At 69.1% G+C, this 20,706-nt stretch carries 19 protein-coding genes and 3 pseudogenes; 7 read left to right on the top strand and 15 right to left on the bottom strand.

Annotated elements, in window-relative coordinates; translation table 11 throughout:
* Positions 1-68: 68 nt before the first annotated feature.
* From OHA11_RS09110 to OHA11_RS09100, 3 genes are all read left to right on the top strand, one after another.
* Positions 69-1,034, top strand: a complete 966-nt coding sequence (locus OHA11_RS09110; protein WP_266493905.1) for an AraC family transcriptional regulator — start codon at positions 69-71, stop codon at positions 1,032-1,034.
* A 457-nt stretch (positions 1,035-1,491) separates the two neighbouring features.
* The gene (locus OHA11_RS09105; protein ID WP_266493903.1) at positions 1,492-1,926 is read left to right on the top strand and encodes a hypothetical protein; all 435 of its coding nucleotides are present in this window, start codon (positions 1,492-1,494) and stop codon (positions 1,924-1,926) included.
* A gap of 329 nt (positions 1,927-2,255) precedes the next feature.
* The gene (locus tag OHA11_RS09100; protein ID WP_266493901.1) at positions 2,256-2,615 is read left to right on the top strand and encodes a hypothetical protein; all 360 of its coding nucleotides are present in this window, start codon (positions 2,256-2,258) and stop codon (positions 2,613-2,615) included.
* 52 nt (positions 2,616-2,667) lie between these two features.
* On the opposite strand, the pseudogene OHA11_RS09095 reads toward OHA11_RS09100, so the two are convergent.
* The 6 genes and pseudogenes from OHA11_RS09095 to OHA11_RS09070 all read right to left on the bottom strand — a co-directional run.
* Positions 2,668-3,044, bottom strand: a pseudogene (locus OHA11_RS09095) (hypothetical protein); the annotation flags it as partial.
* A gap of 57 nt (positions 3,045-3,101) precedes the next feature.
* The gene (locus OHA11_RS09090) at positions 3,102-3,749 is read right to left on the bottom strand and encodes a dihydrofolate reductase family protein (RefSeq protein ID WP_266493898.1); all 648 of its coding nucleotides are present in this window, start codon (positions 3,747-3,749) and stop codon (positions 3,102-3,104) included.
* 103 nt (positions 3,750-3,852) lie between these two features.
* Positions 3,853-3,975 (bottom strand): annotated as a pseudogene (locus OHA11_RS09085) (ABC transporter); the annotation flags it as partial.
* A 68-nt stretch (positions 3,976-4,043) separates the two neighbouring features.
* Complete coding sequence (locus OHA11_RS09080; protein ID WP_266493896.1) at positions 4,044-4,886, bottom strand: phosphotransferase; 843 nt, start codon at positions 4,884-4,886, stop codon at positions 4,044-4,046.
* 126 nt (positions 4,887-5,012) lie between these two features.
* Positions 5,013-5,152 (bottom strand): annotated as a pseudogene (locus tag OHA11_RS09075) (YbhB/YbcL family Raf kinase inhibitor-like protein); the annotation flags it as partial.
* Between the two features lie 63 nt (positions 5,153-5,215).
* Positions 5,216-5,491, bottom strand: a complete 276-nt coding sequence (locus tag OHA11_RS09070) for a hypothetical protein (RefSeq protein WP_266493894.1) — start codon at positions 5,489-5,491, stop codon at positions 5,216-5,218.
* A gap of 838 nt (positions 5,492-6,329) precedes the next feature.
* Between OHA11_RS09070 and OHA11_RS09065 the strand changes: the two genes are divergently transcribed.
* A complete protein-coding gene (locus tag OHA11_RS09065; RefSeq protein WP_266493892.1) occupies positions 6,330-6,968 on the top strand; it encodes a hypothetical protein in 639 nt (212 codons plus the stop codon).
* 297 nt (positions 6,969-7,265) lie between these two features.
* On the opposite strand, the gene OHA11_RS09060 is transcribed toward OHA11_RS09065, so the two are convergent.
* Entirely contained in the window at positions 7,266-7,853 is a 588-nt protein-coding gene (locus OHA11_RS09060) for a winged helix-turn-helix domain-containing protein (RefSeq protein ID WP_266493890.1), read from the bottom strand.
* A gap of 340 nt (positions 7,854-8,193) precedes the next feature.
* Here OHA11_RS09060 and OHA11_RS09055 point away from each other — a divergent pair, with 340 nt between their 5' ends.
* On the top strand, positions 8,194-8,574 hold the full coding sequence (locus OHA11_RS09055) for a hypothetical protein (RefSeq protein ID WP_266493889.1): 381 nt from the start codon (positions 8,194-8,196) through the stop codon (positions 8,572-8,574).
* On the top strand, positions 8,574-10,316 hold the full coding sequence (locus tag OHA11_RS09050) for a caspase family protein (RefSeq protein ID WP_266493887.1): 1,743 nt from the start codon (positions 8,574-8,576) through the stop codon (positions 10,314-10,316). Before OHA11_RS09055 ends, OHA11_RS09050 begins: the two co-directional genes overlap by 1 nt.
* Before the next feature lie 28 nt (positions 10,317-10,344).
* On the opposite strand, the gene OHA11_RS09045 is transcribed toward OHA11_RS09050, so the two are convergent.
* Complete coding sequence (locus OHA11_RS09045) at positions 10,345-10,587, bottom strand: hypothetical protein (protein WP_266493885.1); 243 nt, start codon at positions 10,585-10,587, stop codon at positions 10,345-10,347.
* A gap of 57 nt (positions 10,588-10,644) precedes the next feature.
* Here OHA11_RS09045 and OHA11_RS09040 point away from each other — a divergent pair, with 57 nt between their 5' ends.
* Positions 10,645-10,908: a hypothetical protein gene (locus OHA11_RS09040; protein WP_266493883.1), complete on the top strand. Its 264-nt coding sequence runs from the start codon at positions 10,645-10,647 to the stop codon at positions 10,906-10,908.
* Between the two features lie 10 nt (positions 10,909-10,918).
* Here the strand turns inward: OHA11_RS09040 and OHA11_RS09035 are convergent, their stop codons facing one another.
* The 7 genes from OHA11_RS09035 to OHA11_RS09005 form a co-directional block, all read right to left on the bottom strand.
* Entirely contained in the window at positions 10,919-12,613 is a 1,695-nt protein-coding gene (locus OHA11_RS09035) for a VWA domain-containing protein (protein ID WP_266493881.1), read from the bottom strand.
* Between the two features lie 59 nt (positions 12,614-12,672).
* Positions 12,673-13,902 (bottom strand): AAA family ATPase, encoded by a 1,230-nt coding sequence (locus OHA11_RS09030; RefSeq protein WP_266507048.1) that lies wholly within the window; start codon positions 13,900-13,902, stop codon positions 12,673-12,675.
* A gap of 170 nt (positions 13,903-14,072) precedes the next feature.
* A complete protein-coding gene (locus OHA11_RS09025; protein ID WP_266493880.1) occupies positions 14,073-14,873 on the bottom strand; it encodes an ABC transporter permease in 801 nt (266 codons plus the stop codon).
* 1 nt (position 14,874) lies between these two features.
* Positions 14,875-15,681, bottom strand: coding sequence for an ABC-2 family transporter protein (locus OHA11_RS09020; protein ID WP_266493878.1), 807 nt, complete (start codon positions 15,679-15,681; stop codon positions 14,875-14,877).
* Between the two features lie 2 nt (positions 15,682-15,683).
* Positions 15,684-16,679 carry an ATP-binding cassette domain-containing protein gene (locus OHA11_RS09015; RefSeq protein ID WP_266493876.1) on the bottom strand — a complete coding sequence of 332 codons (996 nt, stop codon included), beginning with the start codon at positions 16,677-16,679 and terminating at the stop codon, positions 15,684-15,686.
* An 84-nt stretch (positions 16,680-16,763) separates the two neighbouring features.
* Positions 16,764-19,823, bottom strand: coding sequence for a glycoside hydrolase family 2 TIM barrel-domain containing protein (locus OHA11_RS09010; protein WP_266493875.1), 3,060 nt, complete (start codon positions 19,821-19,823; stop codon positions 16,764-16,766).
* A gap of 12 nt (positions 19,824-19,835) precedes the next feature.
* A complete protein-coding gene (locus tag OHA11_RS09005) occupies positions 19,836-20,654 on the bottom strand; it encodes a carbohydrate ABC transporter permease (RefSeq protein ID WP_266507047.1) in 819 nt (272 codons plus the stop codon).
* Positions 20,655-20,706 lie beyond the last annotated feature (52 nt).

Below are 20,706 nucleotides of genomic sequence, written 5' to 3'. Positions count from 1 at the left end.
AACCAGGTAACCCTCAAGTGCGCCAATCGATATACCGATAAATACCCGGCGATTGAGGGAGCGACTCCATGGGCGGCGGCGCCTTGCACGTACACCAGGCCACGATCGACGAGTTACAGACGGCCGCGTCCACGGTACTCGCGCCGCTCTCGGTGACGGCACCAAAAGCCGGGGCAGGAGCGGGAGTTGGGGCGGAAGCTGAGGCGAACGCGTTCCGGGCCGACATCGACGCGGCGGCCGTCGGGCGCGCGGCGGTGGCGCGGTTCCGGGGTTCCGGGCATCTGGTCCGGCGGTCGGCGCGGGCGATCACGTCCACCGACCCCGAGTTGCTGAAGATCACGCTGCACCGGTCGCCCGAGCCCGCCGCCGCGGACCAGGGCGGCACCCAATCCCGGCCGCACAGCGGCGACTTCGTGGTCTTCGACATGACACGCCCGTACCGATTAGCCGTCCCCGACGGCTGCGACGTCATGGCCGTCGGCATCTCGCGCACCGAACTGGGGCGGCACGCCGACGCCGTGGCCGCCCGGGCGGCCCGTCGGCTGCCGGCCGACACCGGTGCGCAGGCGGTGCTCGCCGCGTTCCTCCAGGGCCTCGGCCGCCACCTCGACGAACTGGTGGGACCGGCTCAGGCGCAAGTGGGAGACGCCCTGGTGTCCCTGCTCCTCGCGGCCTTCGCGGAGACCGAACCGGGCCGGACGGACACGGCCACCGAGCTGGTCGACCGCATCCGCGTCTACGCGCTGGCGAACATCTCCAACCCGTCCCTGTGCGTCGACTCGGTCGCGGCGGCCCACGGCATCTCGGCCCGCCAGCTCCACCGCCTGTTCCGCCGCACCGGCGTCCCCTTCGCGGCCTGGCTGCGCGGCGAACGCCTCGAACGGATCCGCCGCGACCTCCTGGACCCCGGCCAGGACGGCCGCACCGCCGCAGCCGTGGCCGCCCGCTGGGGCTTCCACGACCCACGCCACCTGTCCCGCGCCCTGAAGTCCCAGTACGGCACGACGGCCCGAGACCTGCGACGGGAGCGGTGACTCGGGAAGTAGATCGCGCAGCCGTTCGGGCCGGGTACGCCGTCGATCCAGTTGCTGTTGTTCTCGACGTAGTAGCTGGAAATGATCCCGTACTTGTCCCAGCCCCGCGGCCCGACCATCACCCAGCCGGTCTGTACCGGTGACACAGGGGCGTCAATGCGACGTCACAGAACTCACTCGCGAGGGTGGCGGTGTGGAGGCGACCGGCAGCGATTTCCCGTCGTTGTGCAGTGCCGCGAAGTCGTGAACGATCGTGCGGAGAAGGGTTTCTGCGTGCGGCGCACCCCTTGCCGCAGGGCGAAAGGGCCAGATAAACCCATAATGCCGAGTTGTCCTATGTGCCCTCCTGTCGCCTATCGCCCGCACCCGTGCCGCCGCTCTCATGGGGCCGGTGCCGGCGGCATGTATGCCCGGCACGGTCAGTGTGTATCCCTGCGCGGCAAAGGAACTAAATGGCATGACGACTCCAGCGAATTACCGGAAGGGCTCGACGTGGCTCCAGACCAGCCCGGTCGACTTCAGCCACGACATCACCGGCGCCGACCGCGCCGATGAGCTGATCTCCGAGGTCGAGGAACTCAAGATCCCCTTCCCCGGGGTGTGGGAGATCTCCTACCAGGCCCGCTCGTACACCGGCGGGACCACAGCGGCGGTTGAGTTCGTCCGCACTGCACTGTTCAAGAACAGCCAGCTCATCCCCGGCACTGAAGCACTGACCGGGGGGCACACGGTCATGCAGACCACCGCCGGGCAGACGATCCTGGAGAAGTTCGACGTCAATGACGTCATCACGCTCCACGCCTACCGCATCGGGGCGAACCCCGCCCACGTCCTCAGCAACAGCGACGGACGCACGGGAGTCATGGCGCACTGGGTGAGCCCCGGGTTCTAGGAAGAGCATCAGAAGATCTGGCGCGGCCCGTATCTCGTCGTCCCGGCCGGCTGCGAGAACGCCCCCATCCTTGGCGGCGACCGCGTCAACGTTCTGCGCCGCTGACCACCATATGAACAGAGAGCGGGCACCCGTCCGCACGCGTCTGACCCTCCGCGGCATCAACTGGGCGCGGGGGAGGACCGGGACGCCTTGCAGAGAAGCCGCAGCAGTGCAACACCGCCCGGCTCCGCAGGCACTCCGAGCTCCGGGTACCTCACCCCGCTCGAAACGCGGACCCGGCTGCAACAGAGGAACTCCGGACTTCCTCCTCAGCGTAAGGGGTACGCATGGCCGTCTTTCAGCTTGGTGAAGTCCCCACCGGGTTCGTATTCAACGAGACTGGCGGGCTCATCCACTACAGGTACGGGCTCCTCCTGGCCATCCCCCAGCCCAACCAGACCGGAGGCCCGTGGGGCGACGCCTTCTTGAGCCTGGGGTCCAGCTGGGCGGACGTGCGCCTGAAGGTTCAGATGCACGACGGTACGACCTGGCTCCCCGCCACGGACTGGGACATCAACCAGGCCGATGGTCGCCGCGCTGAAAAGCTCCCCAAGGGGATCCAGAAGATCCATGTCGGGCGAGTGAAGAAGAGCAGCAGCGACGTGGTGGACGACAACCCGGTCGGCTGGCTCCTCGAATACGTGTAGCAGTCCCCGACCCAGCCCAGATGCCCCAGCCCGTCTCACGACGGTGCCGGGGCATCTGCGTTCCGACAACCGACAGCAGGTACTCGCCCGGCCTCGTGGGACGCAGCTTCCCGTACGCGCCCGGCGGCCGGGTGGCGATGTCGCGGTTGCGCTTCGTACTCAGCCGGAAGGTCGGCAGCCGCCGCTCCAGTTCCTCGAGCCACCGGTATGCCGTCGCGCGACCGGGCAGCTTGACCTCGCCTTCGCCATAGAGGGCCTCCAGCAGGCGCGGGCCGACGCGCGGGCCGAATAGCGGGCCTCCAGGCGCGGGCCGGCGGAGCGGATCACCTTCCCGCGGGTCGGCTTCGAGTCCTTCCCGTGCTCGGCCATGATCTCCAGGGCGATCTCCACCCACCGGGGATCGGCCCGGCCCAGCCCTCCCATGTTGCCGCTCCTACGATCCGGGCCGCCGGGGTGACACCCCGGCGGCCCGGATCACGAGGCGGTTCAGAGCCCCGCGCGGGTGAACGTCACATGTGTGACTCCGCTGGGCGAGGAGGTGGCCTCGATCTCGTAGTCCTTTTCGGGGCCCTCCAGGCCGTCCCAGAGGCGTACGCCCCGGCCGAGCAGGATCGGGACCAGCACGACGTGCAGGCGGTCGATGAGTCCGGCGGCGAGGAAGTCGCGGACCACGGTGGGGCCGCCGCCGATGCGTACGTCCTGGCCGCCCGCGGCCTCGCGGGCCGTGCCGAGGGCCTCGGCGGGCGACGCGTCGAGGAAGTGGAACGTCGTGCCGCCCTCCATCTCGATCGACGGGCGCGGGTGATGGGTGAGGATGAAGGTCGGTGTGTGGAAGGGCGGGTTGGGCCCCCACCACCCCTTCCAGTCCGGGTCCTTGTGCCATCCGGGGTAGCCGAACTTCCCGGCGCCCATGATCTCGGCGCCGATCCCGGGGTTGAACTGCCGGGCGAAGGCGTCGTCGAGGCCGCCGGTTCCGCCGGGCCGGTCGGTCATCTCGTGCCAGAACCGGGTGGTGAACATCCACTCGTGCAGCCGTTCGCCGGCGTGGCCGAACGGCGCGTCACGGCTCAGGCCCTCGCCGGTGCCGAAGCCGTCGAGGGAGATGGAGAAGTTGTGGACACGGGCGAGCGACATGACTGGCGTTCCCTTCTGCCTGCGGATCGAGTTTCGTCCTAGGCAATCTCACTCATACGCATCCTGCGTCCCGCCCCCGCAGGGCCGGGCCAGTGGGTCGCCGTCACCCGTTCACTCCCGTGTAGTGCCGAAGGCTCCACCGCCACAACAGCCGCGAGCCCAGATAGGCCGCCGCGCCGAGGAGCGGCGACACCGCCGCGAGCCAGTACGGGACACCGGCGTCGTGCGACGCTACGCGCCGAGGGGCTTGATTGACGACTAACTCCCTGATCACCACTCAGAACAGGCTCTGGTTCAGCCCAGTCCGCAGCGATCGAGTGCGGCACGAACCCGGTTGAGCCACTCCACTCTCCAGTGGCCCCGGTCAGGCAGATGGTCGTCTCGGCGCCAGCGCCAGGCCGAGAACAGCGCCCAGTTCGCGGCGCGACACCGGCGAATCAGGTCGTGGTCGGCCCCCGCATAGTGCTGTGCCACTTCCTCGGGCGCATGGGCGAGGTCGAACTCGATCGGCCCGCGGCAGCACGTGGCGAGGTCGATGAAGAGCGGCCCTCTCCTCGTGTTGAGGAGGTTGCCCGGATGCGGCTCGCCGTGCAGCAGTTGGTCGCCGGCCCTCTCGACACCGAACACTGCGCTCAGTCCACTGAGCGTGTCGCCGAGGAATTCCCGGTCGGCATCGGGCAGTTCGGGGGACTGTTCCCGGTCAATCACCGCACTGAGCGCTCCGGCGACTCGATCGGTGAAGTGCGGTGCGTCCAGATCGATCTGGCGCAGGGCGGCATGGTGCCGCAGGAGCGCGTCCGCGTAGTCGGCCGGGGCGATCTCCGATCCCACAGGTTCGTAGTAGGTCCAGAGCGAGATGACGAAGGCGTCACGTACCTGGACCCGGGGGTCGACCCGAGGGTCGAGCTCGGCCACCGGAGCGCCGACGTCGGTGAGACGGCGAGCGACCTCTACTTCGAACTCGGAGCCGACCAGATGTCCCGAAGGCGCGACCCGAGCCAGAACCTCGCAAGGGACCAGGCGCAGCGCGACGCGGTCCGAGTTCTGGACGACGACCACATCGTCGACCTCAAGACCCAGCTCCAGAGCGGTCGCCCGTCCTGCCTCAACCGCGCGGCGGAGTTCCAACGGCTCCATGCAGTTCTCCCTCGTAAGCCCTGGTCGAGTCGCACCTGCCACTCCGAAGGATCTTTGGCGGGGCATTCCGAGGGCAAGAGATTGTTTCGAAGCCTGGGCCACCACCTCGGGGAACCTCGCGCTGCCGAGGGCGTGCACGACGATGACGTACCGGTGCGGGCCGTGCCCGGCCGGCGGGGCGGCGCCGATGAAGCGTGCCGCGCGGGCTTCGTTGGGCAGTTGATACGCACCCTCGGAAGGCCCGAGCCGGTCTCGTCACCGGCGCCGCCGGTATGCCTGCGGGTTCCAGGCTGTTCCCCTGGAGGCGAAACGCGCAGGCTACGTGCGGATCACGGAGGGCTGCAGGGGTAGTTGTTGCCGGTGCCCAACGCAATGGAATTGATCGGGCTCAGATCTTCGACGAACCCGTACCCCGCGGAGATGATCGACTCGCCTTTGCCCGTGCCGTTGTAGCCGGTGCACAGCTCCACCCAGGCGCCATCGTACTGATTGTTCATCACGAAGTGGTTGCCGAACTGATTGCTGAGGTTATGTGGACCATAAGCCCAGTAGACACCGCCGCTTTGGATACCCGAGTTCGGGTCGGCGTTGTTGTAGATGCACACGGCTCCGTAAGGGCATCCGTATGAGGGCTCGTTGGAACTCGCGGACGCGGGCCCGGCAGTAGCGGCCACGACTGACCCCGCTACCGCGACGGCCGAAACCGCCAGCCTCGCCAATTTACTGAAAATGGCAGGTACCTCCTTGTGGTGACGCAAGTGCCCGTTCAGGCCGGTATCGGGCCGCAGCAGGCGACGGTCTCGGTCTGGTCTCCGCCGGTGAGCGGCGCCGCTACCGCGCGCACAGCCGCCCGGGCCACGAACAAGCCGGATACGGTCGTGCGTACTTGTTCGACATGGCCACTCCCAGGGTCCGGGCCGACAGAGATGGTGCTCACCGTGACGCTAGAAGGCCGCCGGCTCCCACGGTCCCTGACAGATGTCAGGGGGTCGGGTCCGTACCGAGTCCGGACGACAGAGCAACACGCTTTACTGGCTCCGACATCATCGTCTGGCATGAACCTTTCTGGCATTGCGGCGTCCTTGCTCTCGCCGGCATCCCCGTGAGCGTGCTGATCGCCCGCTGGCAGATGCGCGTTCGCCGACCCTGAGGACCTCATCACCGTGGTCCGGCGGGGCCTACGCAATTCAAGTCGTGCCGACGGCAGCGAACCTTGTTGGAGTGCGAGAGCAATCTGGCGTTCGTGCCTATAACGGCAGGCGTTGTCGACATCGCGCATAGGAAGCGAGCGTCGCAGCAATTGGCGCTCAGTATGAGGGCGTTGTCGGGGTGTTCGAGGTGGAGCGCGCGTATCTGGGCGTGTGCTGTTTTGGCCAGGTCGTCGCTGATCGCAGGGTTTGCGCACCGCGTGTATGGCACGAGCTGACACACTATAGTTCCCGCATGATGCCTGAGATGTTGGACAAACTGGACCGGTACCGTGCGGAGATGGTGAGGCGGAATATCCCCTCCGGCGTCGTGGAACAGTGGATAGGTGCCGCCCTCCCTTGTGCGACCCTGACGCTGGACGGGGGCGGGCCCGTCGTGGGCCGCTATGGCGGACCCCTGCTGCTTCCCCCCGGCGCCCCAGACCCCGAGTTTCCGTTTGTCGCCTCACTCAATTGTGCAGATCTGCCCGGAAAGGTGACGGGACTTCCACTGCCGCCCGACGGTCGTCTGCTGCTATTCGCGTTCCCCGACCTGGACGGTGGCGGTCAAGTGATGTACGTCCCCGAAGGGGCGGCCGTCGAAGAACGGGTGATTACCTTCGAGTACTACGATGAGGATCCGGATTGTCTGGAGATATCAAAGCAATATCCGCAGGGTGAACTGCGCATGGCCGCCGATGTGTCCCTGCCGTTCCACAGCTCGAAGGCGAAGGCCACGGACCATGGTTGGCGGGGCGAGGACCTTCCCTGGGCTCCCTACGCGAGCATCCACTCGGATTTGTGGAACGTCGTGGACGGCCGTGACTTCCCCCGCGGCGGGTGGGTGCAAGTGGGCGGGTACGCCCTGGAGGAATGCATGGACGTGACCCCGTAGAGTCGGCTGCGCTGTCCTCGGATGAGACCTGGGATCTCGACGACTGGGTGCTGTTGGCGGACTGGAATCCCAGCATCGAGGGCAGGGAAGGCTTTTCACTTCACTGGGCGATCCGGAGGCAGGAGCTGGCCGCCCGGCGCTTCGAGCGAGTATCTGAGTCGATGCACTGGAATCCGTGAAAAGAACCCGCCGCCTGGAGTCGCTGGTCTGAGCCGGGTGCCCGATCGCGTGAGTGCGTTGTGGCAAAACGGAATCCTTTCCCGATAAGCACCACTCTTTTTCTGTGCCGCGCCGGGATCAGGGGCGGTGGTTGGCGGCGTCATCGAGAATCCGGCCTCGTCCTCGAACACGAGCCAGGCGTCGAGCGCCGCCACGGTCATTCCACGTGCGGCCTGGTCTCCTGCACCCAGCCGGCCACGGCTTCCTCATCTCGCTCGACGACCTGGCGCGCGGGGACCGGCAGGTCCAGCCGTGTCGCTTGAGCGCGGCCGCGACGCCCTGAATCGTGTAGGTCTTGCGGAACCGGCGTCCGAAGAGGGTCTTGATTCGCGACAGAGTCCAGGTCTGGTCCGGCCAGCCAAATGCGAGAGGGCTCTTGTCCAACTCCCGTTCCAATACCCCGAACAGTGCGCCGCTCAGCAGAGGCAGCGAGGCCGGGCCCTTCGCCGCCAGTGCTCGCGTACCTCCTGCCGCCCACGCCTTCCACCAGCGTTGCACTGAACGAACGGTGACCCGGAGGTCACGTGGAGACGACAGTGGTGTCGTCTCCCCGGGCGAAACACTCGGCCGCCTCTCGCCGCAGCCGCTGACGAGACGTCCGGCGCTCAGGCGGTCAGCCTGCCCCCCTGCGCGTACCTCACACAGACGACATACCGCCGGGATCATCAACTGTCAGCCCCCGCGACACCACGCTTTGAAGGTCAGGAGCAGCGGAGCACCTTCAAGCTCTGGTTAGCAACAACCCTACATAGGTTGATGCGAAGGCACGCCTGGCAACCGGCGAGGATGGCGGGTCGGCATGACAACAGCGCAGGTCACGGCGCGGCTGCCGGGCTGGAGCGGCCATCATCGCGCCTGGTCTGCGCGGCCGCCGACTCGTACCGGAGTTCGGCAGCCTGGTGAGGCTGCCTGGCCCGTTCGGGCGACGGGTGCCAACTCCTGTGAGCGGCGGGGCCGGTGAGCCCTACGGTGTGGTGCCCTGGGAACCGAATGGCAGGGGAGGGCCATGCTTGTCGAGATGCGTGTGGGTGACGGGGGCGGGCTCGCGGCGGCGGAGCTGTACCGCTGGCTGCGCCAGGACCCGCGGATTCGGCGGCATGCCGAGGTGAGCCTGGGGTCCTCGCGGCCCGACCTTCCGACCATGGGGGCCTTCGACGTCGTCAACCTCGTGATCGGTCAGGGGATCGCCGCACTGAACCTCGCGCTCTCCTACGCCGCGTGGCGCGCGACACGCCGCTCCGCTCCGTCCGTGACCATCACCGTGCACGGGAGGTCGATCACAGTGGAGGGCCGGTGCGACGACGCGACGATCCGCCGGATCGTGGAGCTGCTCAGTGCCCCGGCGGACGAGCCCTCCCGGTCCGAGAACGACCTGGAGTCCGCGTAGTGCACCAGGCCAATCCCCTCGCGTCCCGCGCGGTCCTTATCGGCGTGGGCAAGTACGAGGAGATGCCCCCGCTGCCGACGGTGGCCACGGGGGTACGGAAGCTCAAGCGGCTACTCACGGATCCCGCCCTGTGGGGGCTGCCCGCTGAGCACTGTGTCGTCCTGTCCAACCCGGCCACATCGGATCAGGTCCTGGAGGCCGTACAGGCGGCCGCGCGGGCCGCGACCGACACGCTCCTCGTCTACTTCGCCGGTCACGGCTGCGTGGCCGGCGACGGCGACCTGTGCCTCATGCTGCCGAAGGCTCCCCCGGACGGGCTCTACGGCGTGGTGAGGTACCGCGATCTCCGGGAGGTCCTGCTGAGCGACCGCCGGGCGGAGAACCAGGTCATGGTCCTCGACTGCTGCCACTCGGGAGCCGCCGTCACCGGGTACATGGGACCCGCGGCGGAGCTCGCGAACCGCACGGTGATCGACCGTACGTACCTGATGACGGCGTGCGCGAAGGGGGAGGCGTCCTACGCCCCGCCCGACGAGACGTACCCGGCGTTTACCGGCGATCTGATCAGGACACTGGAGGACGGCGTGCCGGGCGCCCCGGACCCGGTGCCCATGGCGGACGTCTTCACTCAGATGCGGGACGCCCTGCGCGCCAAGAACCGGCCGGATCCACAGGACCGGGCCACTGGCCTCGGCCACAAGATCGCCCTCGTACGCAATCGCGCGGTCGACGCGACGCCGGACACTGGCCACCCCGGTCCCTGGGTGCCGCCGCGTCCGCCGCGGCAGAAGCCGCCGTCACTCGGGGCGCGGTGGCGGTGGACGGTCACTGCCGCCCTGGTCGTGTCCATCGCCGCCCTGGCATTCCTATGGCCCTTGAACACACCGGAGACCGGGTCCCGTTTCGGGGACCACCGCAGCGCCGACCCCTGTGCTCTGACCGTGCCCGCCGCCCTGGGGCGATTCGGACACACTGCACAAGACGTCGCATATGGGAATTTTGACCGGTGTGATGTCCTCGTTGAGCGCGCGGGCGGTGACGAGGTCGATGTCATGGTCGACCTCGACAACGGTCAGGAGGCGACGACGGCTGCCACGAAGACCGAGGGCCGGGTCAAGGTGGTGAAGCAGCCGGCGGAGAGCAACAAGTGCGTCCGGCTGCTGCTGCCTGCCGACGACGACGTCACCGTGGCGGTCGTGGCGAAGACAGACGACAACGCGTCGGCGCCGCTGTGCGAGATCGCCGACGTCGCCGCCGACAACGCGGTCGCCGTTCTCAACAAGGGGGAGCTTCCCCGGCGTACGACGACGTTCCCCGAGGACTCGCTCTTCCACAGCGACGCATGCGCGCTGCTGGACGCCAAGGCGCTCGAAGCGGTGCCCGGCGTCGACGCGAACGCACCGACGCCGGGCTTCGGGAACTGGCTGTGCAAGTTCTGGAGCACCACCAGTCACCTCCAGGTCGGTCTGCGCTTCGACCGCGGTCAGTCGCCCACGGCCGCCGACGGCACGCCCACCCGGATCCGGGGCCGCCGCGCGTTCGTCCAGCCGGAGGTGGACGGCGAGAACATGGTCCGGGTGAGGGTGGTGCAGCGGACGTACTCAGACGGCTCGCAACGCACCCTGTCCGAGACGCTGGACGTCACCGTCAGAGGGGACCGGGATTGGTCTGCGGACGAGCTCCGCCGCCTGGCCACCCGACTCGCCGACGCGGCTGCGGCGAACCTGCCGGCGACGCGCTGAGGGCGCGAGGACCTCGCGCGGATCGTCGTCACGGTGCCTGAGGTGGTAGCCACATGCCTGCCTCCCAACGAGTCCCGCAGTTGGCCACGTACGTGGGGCCGCGGCGTCCGATGAGAACTGCGGCCGCCGGGTCCGGCGACCAGTCCGCACCGCGCAGCTCCTGCCAGGCCGCCATCAGCACGGCGAGTTCGTACCCGACGTCGACGTGCAGATCGTCGACGAACGGCAGCAGCACCCTGCTGCCGTCCCGGCCGTAGGCGTACACGACCACGCTGGCCGAATTGCCCTCCGAATACTTTGTCTCAGGGCGGCGTAGAAGAGCCACCCCATGAACGTCACCCACGCGATGGTGAAGGGGATGGCAATCGCGGCGGACAGGTCATCATCGGCCAGCATCCCTCCCGGGAGGCTCAGCGTGCCCGCGAAGATCAACCATAAGAACAAGAGCCTCCGGGACCGTCTCATCCGATACTCGCGCGGCAGTAAGACCCGGGCACACAACGATCTGCGGCTGGAGTATTGGACGGTGGTTATCGGAGACTCGGCGACGGTTGTTGTCGGCGACTCGGCTGGAGGAACGCTTCCTTTCTGAGGCTGCCGGGTCAGATCACCCGGAACAGGTCGGCTGCCGCGTGGACGTCGGTCAGGTCCTCGATGGCGCGGAGGTTGTCGCACAGGGCGTCCAGGACCGAGTCGGCCTCGGCTACGCGCGGGGCGCCGATCGCCACGCCGAAGACCCGGAAGCCGAGTCGGTGCTTCGCTTCGTTCCAGTCGCGCATCCATTCCTCGGTGACGCCGCAGTCGTCGTCGGTGAGCATCACGATGTCGCCGCGCATGCGGGCGGCGTCGTTGAACTCCTCCTCCAGCAGAGCGCCGGCCGCCGACAGAGGCCGCTGGTAGCTCGTGCCGCCACCGAGGAACGTCTCCGCGAAGTCGAGGACCTGGGCGATGTCGGCGGGCCGGTCGGCCGGGAAGCGGTGCACCTGGAGCTTGTCGGCCGCGGAGAACAGGATGCCGACGAAGTCCCGCCCCGCGTCCCGAGCCTGATCAAGGAGCGCCAGCGCGCACGCCTTGGCCCACGCCTCCCGGGTGACTCCGCCCGGCCCCGCCTCGTACATGGAGTGCGAGGTGTCCACGCACGCGATGACCGCGCCCCGGCCGGTGGCCTGCTCGCCCTGGCTGTCGTACAGCATCAGCTCCCCGGCGGCGTAGCGCGCGGCGAACACCGCGCGCAGCTCGGGCAGGCCCAGGTTGGCCAGCTCGGAGGGGATCACGCGGGAGAGGTCATCGCCGAGCGTGACGCCGACCAGCTCCCCGGCGGCGTTCTCCACCTTGCGGGCGCGCTCGCCGCCCGCCATCTGCCGGAAACGGCCGATCAGTTCGGCCCACTCCGCGAGCCGGCTCCTGCGCAGCCGCTCCGCGAGCCGGGCGCGCTGCTCGAACGGCATCCGCTCCAGCTCGCCGGGGCCGACGCCCCAGGCCCGCATCAGCGCCGCCTCCTCCCGCACCGCCTCGGCGGCCTTCGCCGCCGCGCTCCGCGCGGCGACACGGATGCCGGGGGTCGCCGCCGCGAGGGCCTGCCCGGCGGCCTGGGCGGCCCGCCGCGCAGCGGCCTCGGCCGCTTCGGCCGCCTCGATCGCCTGTCGTACGGCGTTGGCTGCGGCCGGGGTCGGGGGTGACACGGTGCCGTCCTCGTCCGCCCCTTCGTTCCCATCGGCTTCGGCGGCTGCCCGCTGGAGCGCCTCGCCCACTGCGGTCGCCGCGCTCTCGGCGGCCTGTTGTGCCCTCTTCGCACGCTCGGCCTGTTCCGTCGCGTCGCGGGAGTGCTCCAGCATCCGGCGCAGCGCGGCGGCCTGGGCGAGTACGGCCATGGCGGCGGCGTAGGGGTCGCCGGCCGTCTCCCGGTGCAGCTCGGCGAACTCCACCGACTCCATCAGTGACGTGATGACCTGGTGGTTGACCAGCCGGGAGGGGTCCATCTCCGTGCGCTCGCGCAACCGCGGCCTCACCTTGTAGGCGGCCAGGAACGCATCGGTCAGGAGGTCGGTGGTGCCGTCGGGGCCGGTCGTGCCCTTGGTGGTGTGGACGTCGCGCTCGTTCAACTCCCCTGCCAGTTCGCGCAGTCCGGCCGACTGCTCGTAGGTGTCGCGCCAGGTGATCCGGTCGAACCGGTCCGCGACCACCACCGCCGTGTGCCGCTGCGGCTGCTGCTGCCCCTCGGGAGCCGTGGCGGACACGCTCCGCCACCTCTCGGCCCGGCCCGCCAACTCGTCGAGCGTGCCCGGTGTCTCGTCCACGGTCCTGATACCTGCCCCGGCGCCAACAGCACGTCTGGCGTCCCCAGTGCTCCCCGTACTCAGAGCTGCGCCTGCACCATGCTCGCGTCCATGCCCAGGGCCTCCGTGAGGACGCGGGCGCGGACCGCGCGCTGGCGGCCGGTGACCCGGTCGATGGCGGCGGTCGAGCGGCCGGCGCTCGCCGCCTCCTCGCGCAGTTTCTCCAGCCGTTTGCCCGCCATGGCGAGCTTGTTGTGCGCCTTCTTGATGACCCAGTCGCTCAGCGCCTCGCGGGACTGCCCGGCCATGGCGTCGAGCTGGGCCTCCAACTCCTCGATGGCGTCGGCCAGATCGAGCGCCTCCTTGGCGTCGGGGTTGACCAGTTGCAGCACCTCGCGCTCGACGGTCGGGCGCTCGGCGGGGGAGTCCCACAGCACGTGGGTCAGTACCGACAGGTCGGTCTCGGCGACCGCCGGGCGGCCGTCGAGGTACGCGGACGCCTGGAGCAGGCCCACCGCCTGCCGCCAGCGGCGGTCGGAGGCGACGAGTTCCTTGCGGCGCAGGGCGGCCCGCAGCGTGCACACCGCGTCCACGATCATGTCGGGGACCTCCACGGCCGGGACGGCTTCGGTCACGGCGTGCTGTAACGCGGCCAGCTCGATGGTGGTCCGGGTCGGGGCCACGGGGCGGTTGACGGCGGAGCGGACCAGCGCGGCGAAGTTCGACGGGTCCGCCAGGTACCCGACCTCGATCCGCACCAGCAGCCGGTCGTAGATGGCGGCCGTGTCCTCTCCGCCGGGCAGTTCGTTGCTCGCCGTGATGGCCCCGATCAGAGGGCAGCGGATCGGCTCGCCGCCGCTCTCGGGGTGGTAGATCCGCTCGTTGAGGTAGCCGAGCGTCTCGTTCAGCGCCGCCGTGGAACACTTGAAGATCTCGTCGATGAACGCGACATGCGCGGTCGTGGCCCGGCCGTCGTAGACCTGGCGGTACTCACCCCGGGCCAGCGCGGCGACGTCGATCGGGCCGAACATCCTTGTCGGCGCGGTGAACTTCGACAGGAGGATCTCCCAGTAGGACGCCCCCTCGACCCGGCCCGTGAGCTCCCTGGCCAGCTCGGACTTCGCCGTTCCGGGCGGGCCGAGCACCAGCGAGTGCTGTCCGGCCAGCAGCGTCACCACCAACGTCCGCACCACGTCGGCCCGCTCGTAGAAACGGTCCGACAACTCGTCGCGAATCGCCCGCAGCCTCTCGGCCGTGTCCCGCGTGTCCTGCGCGTCCCGCGTGTCCTGCGTGTCCTGCGCGTCCCGCATGTCTTCCGTGTCCCGGATCCCTTGCGCGGCCTGCGTGTCCTGTGCGCCCATCCTCAACTCCTTGCCCGTGACGCCCTGTTGGGTCGACGGGACGACCGCCGGTCGACCCTCCGGGCGGATGTCCGCCGCCACGCCCTGGGAGCGTAACGGGGAGTACGGGCCGGGCGCGGTTACCCGTTCACTCCCGTGTAGTGCCGAAGGCTCCACCGCCACAGCAGCCGCGAGCCCAGATAGGCCGCCGCGCCGAGGAGCGGCGACACCGCGGCCAGCCAGTACGGGACACCGGCGTCGTGCCCGGTCAGTACCGCCGCCGGGAAGTACGCGACGAACGCCAGCGGCAGCCCGAACGTGAGGAAGCCGCCGACCGCCTTCGGCAGCACGTTCAGCGGATAGCTGCCGAACGTGCCGAGCAGCTCCTCCAGCCAGCGGCCCCAGTAGTCGGCGGCCGGGTAGCGCAGCGACGCGCACGCGACCACCGTGAACAGGGCCGCCTCCAGGAGCATTCCGCCGAGGACGCAGACGATCAGATAGGTGATCCGGGTCGCCGTCCAGTCCAGGTCGCTGCGGCTCAGGGCGCCCGCCATCAGGCCCGCCGCCACGGTCAGGTCACCGATCGCGTTGGTGGGGAAGAAGGACAGCTGGAGCTGGCGGTGGACCGGCATCGGGCGGACCAGATACGTGTCGATCACCCCCTCCTGGATGTGCCGGGCCAGCCCGTGCACCCGCCCCAGAAACAGCACGAACAGTCCGTGCGCCAGCATCCGCGTCGCCGGGATCAGCAGCACGTCCGAGCTGTCCCAGCCGCCCATCCCGCTGAACCTGGTGAGCAGTACGGTCGCGAACACGATCACCGACACCTGCCAGACCGCGCCGATCGCGATCATCATCAGGAACTCGGAGCGATACTCCAGCTGGGCACGGAAGTTGAGCCGGGTGATGCGCCAGACGACGCGAAGAGCCTTGGTCGACATGTCAGCCTCCCTGCGAGATCACGCGCCGGGCCGCCCGCCGCCACAGCAGCCGGGTGAGCAGGGCGAGGGCCACCACCCAGGCGGCCTGTACGGCCAACTGCGGGCCCGCGTCGGACAGTTCGACGCGGCCGACGTACAGCGACAGCGGCACACTCAGCGTCGCCTGGAACGGCAGGAAGCCGCTCATGGTGATGAACCAGTCCGGGAAGAACCACAGCGGCGCGTACACCCCGGACAGCAGGTTCTGCGCGAAGATCAGGATCAGCATCGCCGCGCCGTTGCGGAGCGTCCAGAAGCAGAGCTGGTCGATGGCGAGCATCACGTAGTACAGCACCCACTGCCCCAGGAACGCGCTGACCGCGAACACCCCTGCCACGGCAGCCGACCTGGGCGGCTCCACGACCCCGGCCGCCAGACAGATCACGTATCCGGCGAGCACCCACACAAGCCCGTACAGCTGCTCGCCGAGCGCCCGCAACGCGTAGTAGCGCTGGGGTGGGAGCGGGCGCAGATACCAGTAGATGATCGTGCCGAAGTGCATGTGCTGGAGCACGGTGTCCCGGCCCGCGTACTGGTCCAACTCCCGTATTCGGGTGGCCAGTACGGCCAGTACGGCATACGTGACGGCCTGGTCCTTGGTCAGACCGGCCGTCGTACCCGTGGCCGCGTACAGGCCGTGCCACAGGGACGCGACCAGTACCACCTGCACCGTCAGGCGGAGCAGTGCGGCGGTCATCCGTGGCGGGGTGTGGAGTTCGCCGAGCGGGGTGACGCGGGCGGCCCGCCAGCCCTGGAGGACGGTTGCCATGGTCACTCGCTCCCCGACTGGACGTACGCGGCGCGCATCACGTCCTCCAGGTCGGCCTCGTCCAGGGCGATGTCGGTCACCTCGTACCGCTCGATGACCCGCTTCAGCGCCTGGTGCATGGCCGGTGCCGCGGGCCCGTCGGGGCCGAACACCACCTGGGGGCCCTCGCGCCGCACCAGGACCATCCCCGGCAACGCCTCGACGGGCGCGTGCGGGTCGGCCAGCGTCACCCGCACCTGCCAGGTCGAGCCGAACTTCCGCCGGATCTCGTCCAGGGTGCCGTCCAGGACGAGCCGCCCGTGGTTGATCAGGACGACCCGCTCGGCGAGCCGCTCCACCTCCGTCATGTCGTGCGTGGTGAGCAGCACCGTCCGCGAGCGCTCCTCCACCTGGTACCGGAGGAACTCGCGGACCTGCTCCTTGACCACCACGTCCATGCCGATCGTGGGCTCGTCGAGGAACACCACCGGCGGATCGTGCAGCAGCGCGGCGGCCAGGTCGGAGCGCACGCGCTGGCCGAGCGAGAGATGCCGTACCCGGGTGTCCCAGAACGACGACAGGTCGAGCAGCTCGTCGAACTCCCGCAGTCTCGTACGGTGTTCGGCCTCGGGGACGTCGTAGATGTCGCGCAGGATCGCGAAGGACTCCCGCACCGGAAGGTCCCACCACAGCTGGGTGCGCTGCCCGAACACGGCCCCGATGTTGCGCGCGTTGCGCTCCCGCTCCAGGTACGGGACCACGCCCGCGACCCGTGCCTCGCCGGACGTGGGGGTGAGGATGCCGGTGAGCATCTTGATCGTGGTGGACTTGCCCGCGCCGTTCGGCCCGAGCAGGGCGAGGAGTTCACCGGGGGCGACGTCGAAGGTGATGTCGGAGACGGCGTCCTTGGCGACCCGCTCCGGATTGACGAGGGATCTGAGCGCGCCCGCGAACCCGGGGCGGCGGACGGTGGTGTGGAAGGTGCGGGACAGCCCGCTGACCTCGATGGAGCCACTCACGCGGGGAACCTCCGGGGAGCCGGGGACACACGGACACGGCCGTCCGGCTGGAGTGCCGGACGGCCAATGTGACCGGTAACATTGTCAGCCATCGACCGCCGAGAAGACAAAGGAGAATTCGGTCGGCCGGACCCGCAGCTGGTACTCCGGCAGCGTGCCCGGACCGCACGACTGTGAACCGATTCCCTGCTGGCCGTGGTCGAGATTGACCCACACGGTGTCGGCGGGTGTCAGATCGGTCAGATGCTCGGCCGCGTCCAGCTGCTCGCTCGTCCAGCGGCGGGCCGTGAACCAGAACTCCGGCTGTCCCTCGACGCGCAGCGCGTCGGAGTCCCTCTCCCGACCGACCTCCCCCCAGCCGATCTCCGCCCAGCGGACGTCGGCACGCGCACCGTTCTCCTGCGGACGCACGTACGGAGTCTGCAGGTCGTCCACCGTGGACTCCCAACGCCCGAGCATCGAGGCGGACTTCGTGTCCGGGTAGCCCTCGCCGGGACCGCCGCCGTGCCACTTCACCTGGTCACCGGCCAACAGCCCGAGACGGATGCCGAGCCTCGGCAGCGGCACCTTCCAGTCGCCCTCGGGTGCCACGGACACCGTCAGCCGCAGCCGCGTCCCGTCGGACGTCCACCGGTACACCGTGCGCAGGCCCACCTCCGTGGCCGCCGGCGCCACCCGGGTGCGTACGGTCAACGCGTCGTCCGCCAACTCGACGGCGTCCAGGCGGTGTTGCATCCGGTGGAGGCCGAGCTTCCGCCAGAGTACGCCGTAGCGGATGTCCGGCTGCCAGGCCGCGCCCATGTCGTTGTCGGTCGGCGCCCGCCACACGTCCAGCTTCAGATCGATGACGTCGATACCGTTGATCGTCGCCAGCTCACCGGTCCGCGCGCCGAAGACGGCGGGCCCGAGCCTGATGCTCCCGTCCTCCTCCAGGACGGGCCGCTCAGTGGCAGAAACGGTCACCAACGGGCGCTCCACGACCGGCAGTTGACCCCAGGCCACCAGGTGCCCCTTCGGCGCCCACGCCGTCTCGTCGGCGAGTGTCGCCCGGATCGTCCACCGGGTCTCGGCGCCCCTCTTGTCTGGTTCGGTTCGCCTCCGGGGCGCTACAGCCGGTGTCGAGACGGCGATCGTGCTCGACCCTTCGGGCCTCCGCGCGTTCGCCGTCTCGCCTCCGGCGCGCCCCTTCGGCTCACGCGCGTCCGACGGCGGCGCGGGCAGCTTCACCTCCGCCGACCCACCCGGCGCCAGCGCGGGCACCGACAGCGTGCCCGTTTCGGTGGCCTCGCCGTCGACCTCGTACGACCACTCGAAGGCCAGCGCCGACAGGTCCGCGAAGTCGTACCGGTTGGTGATCCGGACCGTGCTGTCTGTGCTGTCCGTGCCGTCCGTGCCGACGCCCTCGATACGGACCGGCTCCGTCACCTTCTTGTACTCGACGAGCCCCGGCGAGGGCGTGCGGTCCGGGAAGAGCAGCCCGTCGCAGACGAAGTTCCCGTCGTGCAGCTCCTCGCCGAAGTCGCCGCCGTACGCGAAGCCGTACCGCTCGTCCTTGACGCCGTGGTCGATCCACTCCCAGATGAAACCGCCCTGGATGCGGTCGTGCGCCTCGAAGATCCGCTGGTAGTCGGCGAGCCCGCCCGGCCCGTTGCCCATCGCGTGCCCGTACTCGCACTGGATGAAGGGCAGTTGGCGCCGCTTGAGCGGGCCGCCGTCCAGGCCCTTGCCGATCCGCTCGACCTCGGCGTGGTCCGCGTACATCCGCGAGTACATGTCCGTGTCGCGGCAGTTCCAGTCACCCTCGTAGTGGATGAGCCGTGAGCGGTCACGGCCACGGATCCACTCGGCCATCGCGGTCAGCCCGCGCCCGGTGCCCGCCTCGTTGCCCAGCGACCAGATGACGATCGACGGGTGGTTCTTGTCGCGCTCGACCATGCGGGACGCCCGATCGAGGAGCGCCGGTGTCCAGCGGTCGTCGTCCACCGGGTTGTCCCGCCAGGCCTGCTCGGTGAAGCCGTGGGTCTCCAGGTCGCACTCGTCGATGACCCACAGCCCGTACTCGTCGCACAGGTCGAGGAAGGCCGGGTGCGGCGGATAGTGGGAGGTGCGCACGGCGTTGATGTTGTGCCGCTTCATCAGCAGCACGTCCTCGCGCATGGTCTCCAGGTCCAGGGCGCGGCCGTGCTCGGGGTGCCACTCGTGCCGGTTGACGCCCTTGAACAGGACCGCCGTGCCGTTCACCTTGATCAGGCCGTCCGCCAGCACGACCGTACGGAAACCGATCCTGAGCGGCACCCGCTCGCCCTCGGTGACCAGCGTCCCGTCGTACAGCCGGGGCGTCTCCGCGGTCCACGGCCGGACCGGCACGGTCACGGACTCGCCGGTCGCGACATCGATGTCGAGCTCGGGAACGCTCACGCGCCCGTCGACGTCGGAGTCGACACGCAGGGTCCCGAGCCCTTCGAGATGGTCGTACGAGGCGTGCACGAAGAAGTCGAGCACGCTGCCCGCCGGCCGGTGCAGCAGGGTGACGTCACGGAATATGCCGGGCAGCCACCACTGGTCCTGGTCCTCCAGGTACGAGCCCGCCGACCACTGGTGCACCCGGACGGCGAGCACGTTCCCGGACGGCTTGAGGAGGTGCCCGACCGCGAACTCGTGCGCCAGCCGGGACCCTTTGAAGTTACCGATGTCCGTCCCGTTCAGCCACACCCGGGCACACGACTCCACCCCGTCGAAACGGAGCACGGCCCCACCGTCCGCGGGCCAGCCGTCCGGCAGGTCGAAGACCCGCAGATGGTCGCCGGTCGGGTTCTCCGTCGGCACCCGCGGCGGATCGACCGGGAACGGATAGAGGTGGTTGGTGTAGATCGGCGCTCCGAAGCCCTCGTCGCCCTGGAGGACCCAGTGCCCGGGGACCCGCACCTCGGGCCAGTCCCCGGCGTCGAATCCCTCCGCCGCGAACGATTCGTCCTCGGCGTCGGCCGTCGCGGCGAGCCGGAAACGCCAACTGCCGTTCAGAGAGAGGGACTCGGCGTCCGAGGAGGCGTACCACGCCCGGGGCGGCAGCGCGCCGCTCCCGGGTGAGACGTCCTCGACGTAGTCGATGTCGATGCCGACGGAATGGGTGGTGCGGAAAGACATCGTTCTCCTAGCTCAGCCCTTGATGCCGGTCTGCGCGACCCCCTGCACCAGCCAGCGCTGGAGGAACAGGAAGACGAGCACCAGGGGCAGGATCGAGATGGCGGTGGCCATGAAGATCAGGTGGAAATTGACCGTCTGGTTGGTCATGTACGAGGAGAGCGCGACCTGCACGGTCCATGCCTCCTGGTCCTGGCCGATGACCAGCGGCCACAGGAAGGCGTTCCAGCCGCTGATGAAGGTGATCGTCGCGATCGCGGCGAAGAAGTTCAGCGAGTTGGGCACGACGATGCGCCAGTACGCACCCCAGTAGCCGAGCCCGTCCACACGCGCCGCCTCCTCCAGCTCTTTGGGGAACCCCAGGAAGTACTGCCGGAACAGGAAGCAGGTGAAACCACTGAAGAGCCCCGGAACGATGAGACCTTGCATACTCGATACCCAGCCGAGCGACGAGACCAGCACGAAGCTCGGTACGAAGGTGACGGCGGCCGGGACCATCAGGGTCACCAGGACCGCGTAGAAGATCTTGTTGGCGTGCTTGTACGGGATGCGGGCGAGGCCGTAGCCGGCGAGCGAGCAGACCAGCAGCGTGCCGATGGTGTGCAGGACGCCGACGACCGTCGAGTTCCACAGGGACTGGGCGAACGGGACCGTCGGGTCGTCGAACAGCTCGGAGACGTTGCCCCACTGGATGTCGGTCGGGAACCACTTCCAGTTCTCGCCGGTGATCTCGGCGTCCGTGGACAGGGCGTTGCGGACGATCAGATAGAAGGGGACGAGGAAGAGCAGTGCGCAGACGGCGGTGGCGAAGTAGAGCCCGGCGCTGCTGAACACGCCGCGGCCCCGCTTCCTGCGCGGGTCACGCGTCTTGCGTGCGGCGCCTGCC

Origin of the sequence: Streptomyces sp. NBC_00878 (genome assembly GCF_026341515.1) — a bacterium.
Taxonomy (GTDB): Bacteria; Actinomycetota; Actinomycetes; order Streptomycetales; family Streptomycetaceae; genus Streptomyces.
Note: the sequence above shows the minus strand (reverse complement) of the source record. Positions and strands in the feature narration are given on the sequence as shown.

Coding starts and splice junctions, on each gene's coding strand:
- OHA11_RS09110 (WP_266493905.1), top strand. CDS start 69: ATGGGCGGCGGCGCCTTGCACGTACACCAGGCCACGATCGACGAGTTA.
- OHA11_RS09055 (WP_266493889.1), top strand. CDS start 8,194: ATGCTTGTCGAGATGCGTGTGGGTGACGGGGGCGGGCTCGCGGCGGCG.
- OHA11_RS09030 (WP_266507048.1), bottom strand. CDS start 13,902: ATGCGGGACGCGCAGGACACGCAGGACACGCGGGACGCGCAGGACACG.
- OHA11_RS09060 (WP_266493890.1), bottom strand. CDS start 7,853: ATGATCCCGGCGGTATGTCGTCTGTGTGAGGTACGCGCAGGGGGGCAG.
- OHA11_RS09090 (WP_266493898.1), bottom strand. CDS start 3,749: ATGTCGCTCGCCCGTGTCCACAACTTCTCCATCTCCCTCGACGGCTTC.
- OHA11_RS09065 (WP_266493892.1), top strand. CDS start 6,330: ATGATGCCTGAGATGTTGGACAAACTGGACCGGTACCGTGCGGAGATG.
- OHA11_RS09040 (WP_266493883.1), top strand. CDS start 10,645: ATGAACGTCACCCACGCGATGGTGAAGGGGATGGCAATCGCGGCGGAC.
- OHA11_RS09080 (WP_266493896.1), bottom strand. CDS start 4,886: ATGGAGCCGTTGGAACTCCGCCGCGCGGTTGAGGCAGGACGGGCGACC.
- OHA11_RS09010 (WP_266493875.1), bottom strand. CDS start 19,823: ATGTCTTTCCGCACCACCCATTCCGTCGGCATCGACATCGACTACGTC.
- OHA11_RS09025 (WP_266493880.1), bottom strand. CDS start 14,873: ATGTCGACCAAGGCTCTTCGCGTCGTCTGGCGCATCACCCGGCTCAAC.
- OHA11_RS09020 (WP_266493878.1), bottom strand. CDS start 15,681: ATGGCAACCGTCCTCCAGGGCTGGCGGGCCGCCCGCGTCACCCCGCTC.
- OHA11_RS09100 (WP_266493901.1), top strand. CDS start 2,256: ATGGCCGTCTTTCAGCTTGGTGAAGTCCCCACCGGGTTCGTATTCAAC.
- OHA11_RS09105 (WP_266493903.1), top strand. CDS start 1,492: ATGACGACTCCAGCGAATTACCGGAAGGGCTCGACGTGGCTCCAGACC.